Source organism: Hoeflea sp. (assembly GCF_039975035.1).
In the GTDB taxonomy this organism is placed as follows: domain Bacteria; phylum Pseudomonadota; class Alphaproteobacteria; order Rhizobiales; family Rhizobiaceae; genus Hoeflea.
In genome coordinates, this window is the sequence record NZ_JBDWHW010000023.1 from 1 (window position 1) to 14,813 (window position 14,813).

Sequence of the window (14,813 nt, forward strand, 5' to 3'; positions counted from 1 at the left end):
GGTCGAGGGATCGGGCGACGTCAAGTACCACCTTGGCGCGTCATCGGACCGCGAGTTCGACAACAACAACGTGCACCTGTCGCTGACCGCCAACCCGTCGCATCTGGAGATCGTCAACCCGGTGGTGATGGGCAAGGCCCGCGCCAAGCAGGATCTGCTGGCAACCGAATTCGAAGGTGACATCATTCCGCTGAGAGAGCGGGTCAAGGTGATGCCGCTGCTGCTGCACGGCGATGCGGCTTTTGCCGGCCAGGGCGTTGTCGCCGAAATCCTCGGCCTGTCGGGGCTTCGCGGCCACCGCGTTGGCGGCACCGTGCATTTCATCATCAACAACCAGATCGGCTTCACCACCAATCCGGGCTTCTCGCGCTCCTCGCCCTACCCTTCGGATGTGGCGAAGATGATCGAGGCGCCGATCTTCCACGTCAATGGCGATGACCCGGAAGCCGTGGTCTATGCCGCAAAGGTGGCAACCGAATTCCGCATGACCTTCCACAAGCCGGTGGTCATCGACATGTTCTGCTACCGTCGGTTCGGCCACAATGAAGGCGACGAGCCTGCGTTCACCCAGCCGAAGATGTACAAGAAGATCCGCAGCCACGAGACGGTGGTGACACTCTACTCCCGCCGGCTGATCGAGGAAGGCGTGATCACCGAGGGCGAATACGAAAAGATGAAGGCCGACTGGCGCGCCCATCTGGAAGGCGAATTCGACATCGGCCAGAGCTACAAGCCGAACAAGGCTGACTGGCTTGACGGCCAGTGGTCGGGCCTGCGCACCGCCGACAACCAGGATGAGCAGCGCCGCGGCAAGACCGCGATGCCGCTCAAGCAGTTGCGCGAGCTGGGCAAGAAGCTGTCGGAGGTTCCCGCGGACTTCAAGGCACACCGCACCATTCAGCGGTTCATGGACAATCGCGCCAAGATGATCGAGACCGGCGAGGGGATAGACTGGGCGTTTGCCGAGGCGCTTGCCTTCGGATCACTGGTGCTGGAAGGCACCAAGATCCGGTTTTCCGGACAGGATGTGGAGCGTGGCACATTCAGCCAGCGCCACTCCGTGCTCTACGATCAGGAAACCGAGGAGCGCTATATCCCGCTGGCCAACCTGGCGCCGAACCAAGCGCGTTACGAAGTCATCAACTCGATGCTGTCGGAAGAGGCAGTGCTCGGGTTCGAATATGGCTACTCGCTGGCGCGGCCGAATGCGCTGACCTTGTGGGAAGCCCAGTTCGGCGATTTCGCCAATGGCGCGCAGGTGCTGTTTGACCAGTTCATCAGCAGCGGCGAGCGCAAATGGCTTCGCATGTCCGGTCTCGTCTGCCTGCTGCCGCATGGCTACGAGGGCCAGGGTCCTGAGCATTCGTCAGCGCGGCTCGAACGCTTCCTGCAGATGTGCGCGGAAGACAACATGCAGGTCGCCAACTGCACCACGCCGTCGAACTATTTCCATATCCTGCGGCGTCAGGTGAAGCGCGATTTCCGCAAGCCGCTGATCATGATGACGCCGAAATCGCTGCTTCGTCACAAACGCGCGGTGTCGACACTGGCTGAATTCTCGGGCGAATCATCGTTCCACCGGCTTTTGTGGGACGATGCCGAACTGCTCAAGAACCAGCCGATCAAGCTGGTCAAGGACAACAAGATCCGGCGCGTGGTGATGTGCTCGGGCAAGGTCTATTTCGACCTTTACGAAGAGCGTGAGAAGCGCGGCATCAACGATGTCTACCTGCTGCGTCTGGAACAGCTCTATCCGTTCCCGGCCAAGGCGCTGATCAACGAGCTGTCGCGTTTCCGCAACGCCGAGATGGTCTGGTGCCAGGAAGAGCCCAAGAACATGGGTGCATGGTCGTTCATCGATCCCTATCTGGAATGGGTGCTGGCGCATATCGATGCGAAGTACCAGCGGGTGCGCTACACCGGCCGCGCGGCGTCGGCATCGACGGCAACCGGTTTGATGTCGCGCCACCTTGCGCAGCTTGAAGCCTTCCTTGAGGATGCGCTGGGCGGCTGATGCCGCCCATGCCGCCCGCCCTGCGACCTGTTTGAGAGACAAAGAACGGAAAAGAAATCATGGCAACTGAAGTCCGCGTCCCCACCCTTGGCGAATCCGTCAGCGAAGCGACCATCGGCACCTGGCTCAAAAAGGTGGGTGACACCGTCAAGGTGGATGAACCGCTGGTCGAGCTGGAAACCGACAAGGTCTCGATCGAGGTGCCTTCGCCGGTATCTGGTGTGCTGAGCGAAATTCTTGCTCCGGACGGCGAGACCGTCGAGGTCAACGCCTTGCTGGCGCAGATCACCGAAGGCGCCGCTGGGGAGGCTCCGGCCAAGGCTGAAGCGAAAGCCGAGGAGTCGGCCAAGACAGAAAAGCCTGAGGCTGTTGCGCAGGCAGCGGGCAGTTCCGGCGCCGCGTCGACCGGTGAGGCAGCCGAGAAGACCGCCAAGGTAGCCGGCGGAACCGAGATCAGCGAAACCAAGATGCCTGCTGCGCCCTCGGCGCAGAAACTGATGACTGAAAAGAACATCGCGTCCAGCGACGTTTCCGGCTCTGGCAAGCGCGGCCAGGTGCTCAAGGGCGATGTGCTTGATGCCATCGGCAAGGGATCGGCTGCCGCTCCGGCTGCTGCCCCGCAGGCATCGCGTCCGGCGTCTTCGGCAACGGATGAAAGCCGTGAGGAACGGGTGAAGATGACGCGTCTGCGCCAGACCATCGCCCGCCGCCTCAAGGAAGCCCAGAACACCGCCGCGATGCTGACCACCTATAACGAGGTCGATATGAGCGCGGTGATGGAGATGCGCAAGAAGTACAAGGAGCTGTTCGAGAAGAAGCACGGCGTCAAGCTCGGCTTCATGGGCTTCTTCACCAAGGCGGTGACCCATGCGCTCAAGGAAATCCCTGCAGTCAATGCCGAGATCGACGGCACGGACCTGATCTACAAGAACTACTGCCATGTCGGCGTTGCCGTGGGAACCGACAAGGGTCTGGTGGTGCCGGTGGTGCGCGATGCCGACCAGATGAGCATTGCCGAGATCGAGAAGGAAATCGGCCGTCTGGGCCGCGCCGCGCGGGATGGCGAACTGTCGATGGCCGACATGCAGGGCGGGACCTTCACCATCTCCAATGGTGGCGTCTACGGCTCGCTGATGTCCTCGCCGATCCTCAACTCGCCGCAGTCGGGCATTCTGGGCATGCACAAGATCCAGGAGCGCCCGATGGCTGTTGGCGGCCAGGTGGTGATCCGGCCGATGATGTATCTGGCGCTTAGCTATGACCACCGGATCGTCGACGGCAAGGACGCGGTCACCTTCCTGGTCCGCGTCAAGGACAGCCTGGAAGATCCGGAACGCCTGGTTCTCGATCTCTAAGGGGAAGACAATGGTATCGGCCCGCATTGCGGCTGTCGTGGTGACGGCTCTGACCGGATCGGCGACACTCGCGCAGGCTGCCTGCCCGCAGGCACTTGGCGTTTACCGCGAGGCCGCATCCGGAGCCGAGATTTCGTTTTCGGGCGCGTTGTCGGAGGCCGATGGCATGCAGCACCGGTTCAGTCTGAGTTTTGCCGGAAATGGTGTTAGAATGGACGGCGTGGTGATGATGGCGGGAGAGCCGGACCGGCCCTGGGGTGTGATCCTGCATGATTGCCCCGAAGGAGACGCCACCGGCGCCGAGATCGAGGCCTGCACCGTCTGGCAGGGGACGATCTATGCCATTGACGCGAAGGGCGGAACCGGATGGCTGCCGGTTCCGGGGACGGATCACACAGCCGGTGAAAACCTGCTGTTGCCGGAATTCGGCGCCGCTGTCATGCGTTCCGCAGCCTGGCGGGACGGCACGATCACGGCGACGCCGGGCGATGTGTTTCGCCTCACGGGGTGCCAGGAATAGAATTCTGATCATAAGGACAAGACCATGAGCTACGACGTCATCATCATCGGTTCCGGACCCGGGGGCTATGTCTGCGCGATCAAGGCAGCACAACTCGGTCTGAAAGTGGCCGTGATTGAAAAACGCGCGACCTTTGGCGGTACTTGCCTGAACATCGGCTGCATTCCGTCGAAAGCACTGTTGCATGCGTCTGAAATGTTTGACCATGCCGGGCACGCCATGGATGCGCTCGGCGTCGAGATCGGCAAGCCCAAGCTCAATCTCGAAAAGATGATGGCGCACAAGGATGCGACCGTGAAATCCAATGTCGACGGCGTCGCCTTCCTGTTCAAGAAGAACAAGATCGACAGCTTCATCGGCCACGGCAAGGTGCTGGGCGAAGGCAAGGTGTCGGTGACTGACAATGACGGCAAGGTGAGCGAACTCGAAGCCAAGAACATTGTCATTGCCACCGGATCGGATGTCGCGGGCATTCCCGGCGTCAAGGTCGATATTGACGAGAAGGTCATCGTCTCGTCGACCGGAGCGATCGCGCTCGACAAGGTGCCGGAGCATATCGTGGTGGTCGGCGGCGGCGTGATCGGGCTGGAAATGGGCTCGGTCTGGGGCCGGCTCGGCGCCAAGGTTACCGTGGTCGAGTATCTCGACAAGCTGCTCGGCGGCATGGACGCAGAGGTCTCCAAGCAGTTTCAGCGCATCCTTGGCAAGCAGGGCATGACATTCAAGCTCGGCGCCAAGGTGACCGGCGTCGAAAAATCCGGCAAGGGAGCGAAAGTCACGTTCGAGCCGGTCAAGGGCGGCGATGCGGAGACCATCGAGGCAGATGTGGTGCTGATCGCCACCGGCCGCAAACCCTTCACGGAGGGCCTCGGGCTGGAGAGCGCCGGCGTGGTGCTCGATGAGCGCGGACGGGTGCGCACCGACACTCACTACCAGACCAATGTGCCGGGCGTGTATGCCATCGGCGACGTGATCGCCGGCCCGATGCTGGCCCACAAGGCCGAGGACGAAGGCGTGGCGCTGGCCGAGATCATGGCCGGCCAGGCCGGTCATGTGAATTACGGCGTGATCCCCGGCGTGGTCTACACCAGCCCCGAAGTGGCAACGGTAGGCAAGACCGAGGAAGAGCTCAAGGCCGAGGGCGTGAAATACAAGTCCGGGAAATTTCCCTTCTCGGCTAATGGCAGGGCGCGGGCGATGCAGGCGCAGGACGGCTTTGTCAAGGTGCTGGCGGATGCCGAAACCGACCGGGTGCTTGGCGTTCATATCATCGGCTTTGGCGCCGGCGAGATGATCCATGAAGCAGCGGTCTTGATGGAATTCGGCGGCAGTTCGGAAGATCTTGGCCGCACCTGCCATGCGCATCCGACCATGTCGGAAGCCGTCAAGGAAGCAGCGCTGGCCACTTTCGGCAAACCGATCCATATGTGATCGCGGTGTTTGGCGGTCACGGGAGCCACCCTTGATGAAAACCCGGGAGATCGCCGTCTCGTTGCCGCATCAGGTCCTGCCTGGTGCGGACTGGGCCGATTGCTTCGAGGTGCGGGTGGCACGACCCGGATTGAACGCGGAAACGGCAGCCCGTCTGGCTTTTGAACAAATGCCGAAATGGGTTGACCGGTTGATGGCGCTCAGAAACCTGGTCGTATGGCCATTCGGCCTGAAAGGTGATCCGGATGGCGCTGCTGCAGGTATGGCGCGGGTGGGGATGTTCCCGGTGATCAGCAATGATCCCGGCGAGATCGTGCTCGGGTTCGACGACCGGCATCTCGATTTCCGGATTGTTGTCCAAACAGCGGCTTGGGGCGATCATGAGACATCGGTGCGGCTGATGACGCTGGTCAGGCGTCACAATCTGCTTGGCCGCGTTTATCTGGCGGCGATCATGCCGTTTCACAAGCTCATCGTGGCCAGCACGCTGTCGCGGGTGTCTGCACAGATTGCGGACTGACGACAAGGCTGGTTCCACACAACACGAAACCGCCCGGTGTGGGGCCGGGCGGTTCGTGCGGTTTCATCCCGGGAGGAATGAACAGATTTCGACTATGAGCATTCTGCTTTCGCCGGAACCAGATTAGCCGTCGTTGGCGGGCGCGGCAGGTGCTGCGGGGGCAGCGGGATCCGCGGACGGGGTGGCCGGGTTCAGCTCGGCAGGCATGTCCGGCGCGGGTGCCGGGCTGGCGGCATCGTCAGCCGGAGCGGTCATGGTGTCTTCAACCGCTGGCGCGGCCGCTTCAGGGACCTGGGTGTTGTCGCCGCCAAAGAACACAAAGCCTGCGATGCCGAGCAGAATGACCAGCACGACCGCGGCAATCACGCCATTGGAATTGCTTGAACTGACGACCGTTGTTTCACGAACCCGTTCCTGTGGAGGCACAGGGTCGCCGGTGTGGGTGGAGGGACGGGTGTATGGGGTGTTTTCAACCATTGGATTTCTCCTCTTCAGTGATTTGGCTCAGTGATGTGGCCTAAACGGCTGAAGCAGGAGTTTGGTTCCGGCGGGGTCGCCTGCCGGTGGTCACGTTGTGTTACCGGACCGCGCTGACCGTGTAGCCGGCGTCACGCAGCAACGCGACCAGGCCTTCGCGGCCGGGAAGGTGCAGCGCACCGACGGCGATGAAAGCGTTGCCCTTGTCGAGGATCGGGGATGCCCGGTCTGCCATCACCCGATTGCGCATGGTCACGATGCGTTCCTCGAATTCGGCGTAGCCGTCGATCTCGTCTTCCGCGCCGTCAGGTCCCGAAGCCATGATCACCGGCATGATCAGGGCAATATCGCCATCGAGATAAAGTTCGGTCATGGTGGCCATGATGTCGGGCATCAGATCGGCAAGCTTGATGGTCTCGACCAGCCCGCGAATGTGGAACTCGATGGGCAGATCGGCCATGGCCGACAGCTGTTCGCCGATGCTTTCCAGCCCGAGCAATTGCTTGCCTTCAGCCTTGGCGGTGTTGGCAATCTTGATGTCGAGAAAGTCCGCGCCATCCGCCTTGCGGGCCATCTCGCAGGGGGGCATCGCCATCATGCCGGCAATCATCCAGGGTTTCATGCGCGAAACCAGCGCCAGCGGGATGCCACGGCGGGAAAGCTCGGCTTCGACCAGTTTGGCGTCATCCTCGTTGAGACGGGACGTCAGCGTGCTGCCGTCGGTAAACATCGTCAGTTCCGGGTTGCTCAGTAGCGCTGCCTGCGCCTTGGCCGGATCGAGAACGTCGACGGTCTCGATGACAACGGTCTCTGCCGTGTCGAACGCCGACTGTGCGGCGGCGGGAAGTTTGGTCACTCGCGGATCGGTGACATGCATCGTGCCAAACAACCAGGATGGATCGCGGCCCGGTTTCGACACCTTCCACAGCAGTCCCTGGCCATTTTCGGTGGCGGCGGCCTCGTCGCGCGCCCTGGCGAGTTTTTCGGGGGCGGTGGCCGAGAGCCGGGCAACGAGACTGACCCCATCACAGGCAACAGCCTCCTCGGCGCGCGCGATTGTGGCATAGACAAGCCCGCTGATCAGCAGGATCAGCAGCGCCCATGGCAGGGACGCGACAATGGCGAGCATCAGGTTTGGCAGCCGCGTGAAAACCGGCCTGACATGGGAAATTGCGGGCTGATGCTGCATGCGCGGCGATTCCTCTTGCAGCCTGGCGCGTCAGGGGACGCGCTGGCGACGCTGCATCTGTCGAAGTGATGCATGTCGGTTTTGTCCATGAAATTGACGCAGGCCCGGCATGCACTGGATATATCCGGCAAACTAGCCGAACAATCCACACAATCGGGTTAATTCCGGGGCCGGATTCGTCAGATGGTAAACGCCGGGTTAAGAGCCGAAATCACCGTTCGGATGAAAGCGTCCGGAGATAATCGCGAATCAGGTCCGCTGTCGCCTCGTTGTCGATGATGCCCAGATGGGTTTCGCCCTCGATCAGCGCGTAGCGCCCGGCGGGATTGACGGACTTCATCAGGGGTTCATAGGCATCGGCGATGAAGGCCTCGTCGTCGGCGCCGGCGATCAGCAGGAATGCAGGCAAGGCGGCAATGTCGGCGAGATAGTCGTTGCGCGGGGCGTAGGCGGAGTTGAGGCGGTAACTGTAGCTTGGGGTCGCGGTGCTGCCCAGAGGACCGTTGAGCACTTCGCCCGGAAAATGAAACTGGATCGCGACGAGATGGTTGAGCGCCTTGATCCTGACTGCATTGAGCATGGACAGTCCGATGATGCGGCGGCTGAGCGGCCGCGCCCAACCGCCCGAATTGGGGCGCATCACCGGCGCATTGTATTTGAGATAGGGCGCGAGCAGCACTGCGCCATCGAGCATGTCTGCGTGGCGACCGCCGGCAAAGCGGATGACAAGCCCGCCGCCGCTGGAATGACCACCCAGCACGAGCCGCTGACCCGGTCTGCGCAGCGCCGAGACGAGATCGGCGATGTCGTCCTCGAACTGACCGATATAGGCAATATCGCCGCGAGGGTTGGCCTTCGGGCCGTGGCCGCGAAGATCGGGCAGCGCGACATCGGCCGCGCCGGACGCGGCAATGCGTCTTGCCAGTCCGTCATAGGCGCCGCCGTGCCAGCCCGAGCCGTGAAGAAAGATCATGAGCGGCGCATTGGAATTGCCGGACTCATAATGGCGGTAGCCCAGTGTCGCGCCGTCACGGGCCTGCCAGAAGAGGAGCGGCGCGGCTGGAGTTTGATCATCCGGTCCGGAGAGATCCGCAAACCTGATCGTGTCTCCCGCGAACGTCTCCGAGGGGCCTTGCGACAGCACCAGGCCAACCGCGATCAGCAAATAGATTGCCGCCGAAATAGCCGCGAAACGCAGGATGACCGGCAGAATATCTGAGGCTGACATGGATTGAGACCGTTTGTGTTGGTTTCTCGGGGATCAGGCCGGCCTGACTCTGAAATGCTGCTCTTCGCAAGGCTTGCCTGGGCTTTCTACAGGGTCAGGCCCTGGGGTGGGCGCGATCGTAGATGTCGATCAGCCGCCGCGAATCGACGCCGGTGTAGACCTGGGTTGTCGACAGGCTGGCATGACCCAGGAGTTCCTGGATGGTTCTCAGATCGCCGCCGCCAGCCAGCAGGTGGGTGGCGAACGAGTGCCTCAGCGCGTGCGGGGTGGCGGTGTCGGGCAGATCGAGCGCGCCGCGCAACCGCCGCATCTCCTTTTGCACGATCGCGGGCTGCAGCGGCCCGCCGCGCGCGCCGCGAAACATCGGCTCGTCAGCGCCTGGCTGGAACGGGCAAAGCCTGAGGTAGCTGGCAATGGCTTGCCGGGCCGCCGGCAGCAGCGGCACAATCCGCGTCTTGCCGCCCTTGCCGGTTATGCGCAAGCTCTCGCCGTCACCCGGCAGGTCACGCACCGTCAGCGACAGGGCTTCGGAGATGCGCAAGCCGCAGCCATAAAGAAGCGTCAGCACGGCGGCGCCACGGGCGGCGATCCACGGCTCCTCCGACAATTGCTGGTCGGCGTCGACCACACGCACGGCGTCGCGCTCGCTTAGCGGTTTGGGCAAGGATTTGGGCTGGCGCGGCGCCCTTGTGGCCGAGGCACCGGCGGCATTGGCCATGCCTTTTCGCTCGAGATGCCTGAGGAACGACCTGATCCCGGCAAGTCCGCGTCCCAGCGAACGTGCGCCGGCGCCGCCGCGCCTGCGCTCGGCCATGAAGGCGCGCAGTTCCAGCGGGCGCAGATCCGCCAGATCGGCAATTTTTGGCGGCCCGCCCAGATGCAGGGTCAGAAAGCCCAGGAACTGGCGCAGGTCGCGCTCATAGGCTTCCGCAGTCCTGGGCGACAAGCGGCGTTCTTCGACAAGTTGCCGGAGCCAGTTCTGCTGCTCCTTCATGACGTCGGGTGCGCCGATAACAAGCGGTTGCTGCATGATCGTTCCGTTCATCGGGACCGCCTTTGCTGGCGAAATCAGAGTCAGGATCCCGCAAACCCCGCGAAATTCAAGGGATTGATATCCGGTTTGCACCGGGTTGGCGAACGTCCGTTCCGGGACTGACTATTGCATTCATGCCTTAGCGGGGGGTAAACGATGTGCTGGAGTTGCACGTTTGCGCCTTGCCGCGCGAAGGTCGCCGCCCGCAGATTTGAGCGATGTCATCATGACATCATATTCCGTTGCCATAGGTTTATGACAACGGAGACCAGAGGTGTCGAGTCCATGGCATATGTGGCGGAGATTTCAGATCGATTGCAGGTCCTTGCTCATGGCAGGCCCGGGCACATCATCGACCAGCTGATTGCCGAGCGCGGCGGACGGCTTGTCGATCATCCGGCATGGCCGCTGGTGCGCCCGATTGTCTATGCCACCTTGAAATATGGTGCTGCGGTCCGGATGGCTGACGACATTGCCTCAATGTCCGGCCACGAGGCGTTTCAATATATCAGCAGCCTGCTGAAGCTCGACATCCAGACCCGAGGCGCGGACCGGATTCCCCGAAAAGGCGGGTTTCTTCTGGTTGCCAATCATCCGACCGGGATGGCCGACGGCGTGGCGATGTTCGATTTTCTGAGACAGTTCAGGCCGGACATGATGTTTTTCGCCAACCGCGATGCGGTGCGCATCAGCCAGCGATTCGACGAAATCATCATTCCTGTGGAATGGCGCGACGAATTCAAGAGCCGCGACAAGACACGTGAAACCCTGCAACTGACCAACCGCGCGGTTCAGGATGGAAAGGCCACGGTGCTGTTTCCGTCGGGCCGGATCGCCTTCTGGAATGAGGGCAGGCTGACGGAACGGCCATGGAAGGCCTCGGCGGTGACACTGGCGCGCCGGCATGACCTGCCGGTGCTTCCGGTGAATATCTCGGCGCGGAATTCGGGTCTGTTCTACTGGCTGTCGAAGCATTCGACCGAATTGCGCGACATGACCGTGTTTCACGAGTTGCTCAACAAGAAGCATCATACCTTCCGCTTCACTGTCGGCGAGCCGATCATGCCGGACGCGCTGGATAATGATCCGGCGGAGGCGATCAAGGCGCTCGAGTATCACTCTGTGCACGGGCTGGCCGCGGATCCGGACCGGGCGTTCAAGCCAGCGCCGTCTGGCTGGAGCCAGGCCGACTGAAAGCCGGACGCCGGAGGTCGATCTTCACGACCTGCATCACGCGTTGCATGCACAGGCGGTAATCCAATAGGTCCCAGCAAAAACGGCCCGGGGTGACCGGGCCGCTGAAGTCTGTTCGAACTGGCGCCTATGATCAGGCGATGGTCTGGCCGGTTTTCTTCCAGTCGGCGAGGAAGGCTTCCAGGCCCTTGTCGGTGAGCGGGTGCTTGACCAGCGCCTTGATGGTCGAGGCGGGGATGGTCGCCACATCGGCGCCGATCAGGGCGGCTTCCTTGACGTGATTGACGGTGCGGATCGAGGCAGCGAGAATCTCGGTGTCGAAGCCGTAATTGTCGTAGATCTGGCGGATCTCGCGGATCAGGTCCATGCCGTCCATGCCCATGTCGTCAAGCCGTCCGATGAAGGGCGAGATGAAGCTGGCGCCGGCCTTGGCGGCGAGCAGCGCCTGGTTGGCCGAGAAGCACAGCGTCACATTGGTCATGTGGCCGTCCGATGTCAGCGCCCGACAGGCCTTGAGACCATCGAGCGTCAGCGGCAGCTTGATGCAGATGTTGTCGGCGATCTTGGCGAGAACGGCGGCTTCCTTCATCATCGCATCATATTCGGTCGCGGTGACTTCGGCGGACACCGGCCCATCAACGATTCCGCAGATTTCCTTGGTGACTTCGCGAATGTCGCGACCCGATTTCATGATCAGCGACGGGTTGGTGGTGACGCCATCAATCAGGCCCAGCTCGTTAAGCTCGCGGATCTCGCTTACGTCGGCGGTGTCGACAAAAAATTTCATTTGAGCCTCCAAACTCGCGCCAGCCGGGATGACCCGGGGCGTCAATGAACAAATCCGGGTTCCCTTTAGCTCAATCCGCGGGCAAGGTCACGCCAAATGGACAAAGATTCGCGACAAAGAGACGCCGGGCTGTTCCCGCGCAAGGTGGTGCCGGTGCTGATACCGATGCCGGCGGAGCGCGCCTATTCCTATGCGCTGCCGGAAGGCTCGGAAGCCGAGCCGGGCCAGATCGTGCAGGTGCCGCTCGGTCCGCGGCTTGTGCCCGGGATTGTCTGGGACGGCCCGGCGGACGTGATCAACCCCGACAAGCTGCGCGAGATCGTTCAGGTGTTTGATTGTCCGCCGATTGTCGAGCCAATGCGGCGGTTCATCGACTGGGTGTCGGCCTACACGCTGTCGCCGCCGGGACTGGTGGCGCGGATGGCGCTGAGGGCGCCGGCGGCATTCGATCCCGAGCCGATGATCGAGGCGCTGCGCCTGACCGACAGCCGCCCGGAACGGCTGACGGCGGCGCGCGAAAGGGTGCTCGAGCAAGCCGGAGACGGACTTGCCTGGACCAGAAGCGGATTGGCGCATGCGGCGGGCGTTTCGGCCAGCGTCATCGACGGGCTGTTCGCGCAAGGCGTGTTCGAGCCGGTGAAATTGCCACCGCCGCCGGTGGTTACCGCACCCGATCCGGATTACCAGCCGGCGGAGCTGGAAGCGGGTCAGGCGGAGGCCGCGGCGGAGTTGCGCAAATCGGTCTGTGAGGGCGGCTTCAACGTGACCCTGCTCGACGGAGTGACCGGATCGGGCAAGACCGAGGTCTATTTCGAGGCCATTGCCCAAGCCGTGCACCAGGGCCGGCAGGTGCTGATCCTGCTGCCCGAAATCGCGCTGACCGCGGCGTTTCTCGACCGGTTCCATGCGCGCTTCGGGGCGCGCCCGGCGGAATGGCATTCCGAGCTGCCGCCGCGAATGCGCGAAAAGGTCTGGCGGCAGACCGCCGAGGCCGGAGTCAGCGTCGTTGCCGGGGCGCGCTCGGCGCTGTTCCTGCCCTTTGCCGATCTCGGCCTGATCATCGTCGATGAAGAGCACGACCCGGCCTACAAGCAGGAAGACCGGGTGTTTTACAACGCCCGCGACATGGCAGTTGTGCGGGCCCGTCTTGCCGGTATTCCGGTGGTTCTGGCCTCGGCGACGCCGTCGATCGAAAGCCGGGTCAACGCCGAGCAGGGCCGGTATCGCCATCTCGAGCTGCCGAGCCGCTATGCCGAAGCCGTGCTTCCCGATCTCAAGCTCGTCGATCTGAGGCGGCATGCGCCGGCGCGCGGCGGGTTCCTGTCGCCGGTGCTGCTCAAGGCAATGGCCGAGACGCTGGCGCGCAAGGAGCAATCGCTGCTGTTTCTCAACCGGCGTGGCTACGCGCCGCTGACGCTTTGCCGGGTCTGCGGCCACCGTTTCGAGTGTCCCGACTGTTCAAGCTGGCTGGTCGAACACCGGTTTCGCGGGCAGTTGCAATGCCATCATTGCGGCCACACCGAGCCCACACCGCATGCTTGCCCGTCCTGTGGCACGCTGGATCATCTGGCGGCCTGCGGGCCGGGAATCGAGCGGATCGCCGAGGAGGCGGACAAACATTTTCCCGATGCGCGCACCATCGTGCTGTCATCAGACATGCTTGGCGGCACGCGGCGGCTGAGGATCGAACTCGAGGCGATTGCCAAGGGCGAGGCCGATATCGTGATCGGCACGCAGCTGGTGGCCAAGGGGCACAATTTTCCGTTGATGACGCTGGTCGGCGTGGTCGATGCCGATCTGGGACTGTCAAATGGCGATCCGCGCGCCGCCGAGCGGACGTATCAGCTCCTGTCGCAGGTTACCGGCCGCGCCGGCCGCTCGGGGCACAAGAGCCTGGGGCTGATCCAGACTTTTCAGCCGCAACACCCGGTCATGCAAGCCTTTGCGTCGGGCGACCCGGGGGCTTTTTACGATCGCGAAACCGATGAACGCCGGCGCGCGATGCTGCCGCCCTTCGGCCGGCTGGCCTCGGTGATCGTCTCGGCGGCGACCCGACTGGAGGCCGAAGGCCATGCGCGCAATTTGCGCGCCGCGGCGCCGGCCACACCCGGCATCATGGTGCTGGGACCGGCGGAAGCGCCACTGGCGCTGATCCGGGGCCGTCACCGGTTCCGGCTGCTGGTGCATGGCGAGCGCGGCAGGGACATGCAGGGCTTTGTCCGGCAAATGCTTGCGCAAGCGCCCAAGGCGCGCGGGTCGGTGCAGGTGCAGGTGGACATCGATCCGCAGAGTTTCCTGTAAGCGGCGGGATGAAATCGGCGTTGCAAAAACCGGCTGCATCAGGTCAGAAGTAAACTGGTGGATTATCCGAAGAGGCGGAGAGGTCATGGGTGCAGGGTCGATATGCAGGAAAGCCTGACACATTCGAATCGATTGCTGAATCTGCTCGACAAGGCTTATGACGCCCCGTTTCGTCCCGACAGCTTTCATGATCTCATGAATGCCGCACATGAATTCTATTTTTCCGACCCGGCAGATCTCTCATCTCATGCGCTGGCGAACGCCGACTACGAAAACAATCCGACGATCTCCAGTCATCTCGCCCGGATAGAGCGCCTGCTCAACGAGCGTGAACTGGAGAACCGGTCATATCCGATGAATATCAATCGCCCGACACTGGTTGCCTTGCTGGTTGATCCGGAAACCGGACTGGTTGAAGGAAACTCTCTTGCAAAGGAATTCTTCAAGCACGATTTTCCGCTGCATATCAGAAACATGAACCTGGAATCGGCCTGCCGGAGCCAGCTTCTGAAGATGGCAAAGTCAGCCGTGGCAACCAGTGGATTTACCGGTGATATCTCGCTGATCAAGCGAAAGGACGACACTGTTGCCCATCTCGCCAAATGCGGAAAATGGGTAAGTTGCGAAGTCGGAAGCGGCGCGCAAAGCCGCGGTCTGGCGGTTTCCATCGTGCATTTTGAATGGACAGCCCAGGCACTTGAGTTCTGCCAGTCAATGTTTGATCTGTCGGTCTCGGAAACGGAAGTCCTGGCGGCGCTGCTGAA

General features: G+C 62.3%; 13 protein-coding genes. 8 read left to right on the forward strand and 5 right to left on the reverse strand.

Annotated features, from left to right (window positions below):
* The 5 genes from ABJN75_RS01960 to ABJN75_RS01980 all read left to right on the forward strand — a co-directional run.
* Positions 1 to 2,014: 2-oxoglutarate dehydrogenase E1 component (locus ABJN75_RS01960; RefSeq protein ID WP_348436344.1), on the forward strand; the 2,014-nt coding region annotated here is incomplete at its 5' end.
* Positions 2,015 to 2,073: 59 nt separating this feature from the next.
* A complete protein-coding gene (gene odhB / locus ABJN75_RS01965; RefSeq protein ID WP_348436346.1) occupies positions 2,074 to 3,369 on the forward strand; it encodes a 2-oxoglutarate dehydrogenase complex dihydrolipoyllysine-residue succinyltransferase in 1,296 nt (431 codons plus the stop codon).
* 10 nt (positions 3,370 to 3,379) lie between these two features.
* Positions 3,380 to 3,889, forward strand: a complete 510-nt coding sequence (locus ABJN75_RS01970) for a hypothetical protein (protein WP_348436348.1) — start codon at positions 3,380 to 3,382, stop codon at positions 3,887 to 3,889.
* A gap of 24 nt (positions 3,890 to 3,913) precedes the next feature.
* Positions 3,914 to 5,320 carry a dihydrolipoyl dehydrogenase gene (lpdA, locus tag ABJN75_RS01975; RefSeq protein WP_348436350.1) on the forward strand — a complete coding sequence of 469 codons (1,407 nt, stop codon included), beginning with the start codon at positions 3,914 to 3,916 and terminating at the stop codon, positions 5,318 to 5,320.
* 34 nt (positions 5,321 to 5,354) lie between these two features.
* On the forward strand, positions 5,355 to 5,840 hold the full coding sequence (locus ABJN75_RS01980; protein WP_348436351.1) for a DUF2867 domain-containing protein: 486 nt from the start codon (positions 5,355 to 5,357) through the stop codon (positions 5,838 to 5,840).
* 123 nt (positions 5,841 to 5,963) lie between these two features.
* On the opposite strand, the gene ABJN75_RS01985 is transcribed toward ABJN75_RS01980, so the two are convergent.
* From ABJN75_RS01985 to ABJN75_RS02000, 4 genes are all read right to left on the reverse strand, one after another.
* Complete coding sequence (locus tag ABJN75_RS01985) at positions 5,964 to 6,317, reverse strand: hypothetical protein (RefSeq protein ID WP_348436353.1); 354 nt, start codon at positions 6,315 to 6,317, stop codon at positions 5,964 to 5,966.
* 100 nt (positions 6,318 to 6,417) lie between these two features.
* Complete coding sequence (locus ABJN75_RS01990; RefSeq protein WP_348436355.1) at positions 6,418 to 7,506, reverse strand: TraB/GumN family protein; 1,089 nt, start codon at positions 7,504 to 7,506, stop codon at positions 6,418 to 6,420.
* Positions 7,507 to 7,717: 211 nt separating this feature from the next.
* Entirely contained in the window at positions 7,718 to 8,734 is a 1,017-nt protein-coding gene (locus ABJN75_RS01995) for an alpha/beta fold hydrolase (RefSeq protein WP_348436357.1), read from the reverse strand.
* A 94-nt stretch (positions 8,735 to 8,828) separates the two neighbouring features.
* A complete protein-coding gene (locus ABJN75_RS02000; protein ID WP_348436359.1) occupies positions 8,829 to 9,764 on the reverse strand; it encodes a tyrosine recombinase XerC in 936 nt (311 codons plus the stop codon).
* A 288-nt stretch (positions 9,765 to 10,052) separates the two neighbouring features.
* On the opposite strand from ABJN75_RS02000, the gene ABJN75_RS02005 reads away from it, so the two are divergent.
* Positions 10,053 to 10,961: a 1-acyl-sn-glycerol-3-phosphate acyltransferase gene (locus ABJN75_RS02005; RefSeq protein ID WP_348436361.1), complete on the forward strand. Its 909-nt coding sequence runs from the start codon at positions 10,053 to 10,055 to the stop codon at positions 10,959 to 10,961.
* Positions 10,962 to 11,094: 133 nt separating this feature from the next.
* On the opposite strand, the gene fsa is transcribed toward ABJN75_RS02005, so the two are convergent.
* Positions 11,095 to 11,748 carry a fructose-6-phosphate aldolase gene (gene fsa / locus ABJN75_RS02010; RefSeq protein ID WP_348436362.1) on the reverse strand — a complete coding sequence of 218 codons (654 nt, stop codon included), beginning with the start codon at positions 11,746 to 11,748 and terminating at the stop codon, positions 11,095 to 11,097.
* A gap of 96 nt (positions 11,749 to 11,844) precedes the next feature.
* On the opposite strand from fsa, the gene ABJN75_RS02015 reads away from it, so the two are divergent.
* Both ABJN75_RS02015 and ABJN75_RS02020 read left to right on the forward strand, forming a co-directional pair.
* Positions 11,845 to 14,049, forward strand: a complete 2,205-nt coding sequence (locus ABJN75_RS02015; protein ID WP_348436364.1) for a primosomal protein N' — start codon at positions 11,845 to 11,847, stop codon at positions 14,047 to 14,049.
* A gap of 102 nt (positions 14,050 to 14,151) precedes the next feature.
* On the forward strand, positions 14,152 to 14,813 hold a 662-nt coding region (locus ABJN75_RS02020), incomplete at its 3' end, for a hypothetical protein (RefSeq protein ID WP_348436366.1).

Coding starts and splice junctions, on each gene's coding strand:
- odhB (WP_348436346.1), top strand. CDS start 2,074: ATGGCAACTGAAGTCCGCGTCCCCACCCTTGGCGAATCCGTCAGCGAA.
- ABJN75_RS01970 (WP_348436348.1), top strand. CDS start 3,380: ATGGTATCGGCCCGCATTGCGGCTGTCGTGGTGACGGCTCTGACCGGA.
- lpdA (WP_348436350.1), top strand. CDS start 3,914: ATGAGCTACGACGTCATCATCATCGGTTCCGGACCCGGGGGCTATGTC.
- ABJN75_RS01980 (WP_348436351.1), top strand. CDS start 5,355: ATGAAAACCCGGGAGATCGCCGTCTCGTTGCCGCATCAGGTCCTGCCT.
- ABJN75_RS01985 (WP_348436353.1), bottom strand. CDS start 6,317: ATGGTTGAAAACACCCCATACACCCGTCCCTCCACCCACACCGGCGAC.
- ABJN75_RS01990 (WP_348436355.1), bottom strand. CDS start 7,506: ATGCAGCATCAGCCCGCAATTTCCCATGTCAGGCCGGTTTTCACGCGG.
- ABJN75_RS01995 (WP_348436357.1), bottom strand. CDS start 8,734: ATGTCAGCCTCAGATATTCTGCCGGTCATCCTGCGTTTCGCGGCTATT.
- ABJN75_RS02000 (WP_348436359.1), bottom strand. CDS start 9,764: ATGCAGCAACCGCTTGTTATCGGCGCACCCGACGTCATGAAGGAGCAG.
- ABJN75_RS02005 (WP_348436361.1), top strand. CDS start 10,053: ATGGCATATGTGGCGGAGATTTCAGATCGATTGCAGGTCCTTGCTCAT.
- fsa (WP_348436362.1), bottom strand. CDS start 11,748: ATGAAATTTTTTGTCGACACCGCCGACGTAAGCGAGATCCGCGAGCTT.
- ABJN75_RS02015 (WP_348436364.1), top strand. CDS start 11,845: ATGGACAAAGATTCGCGACAAAGAGACGCCGGGCTGTTCCCGCGCAAG.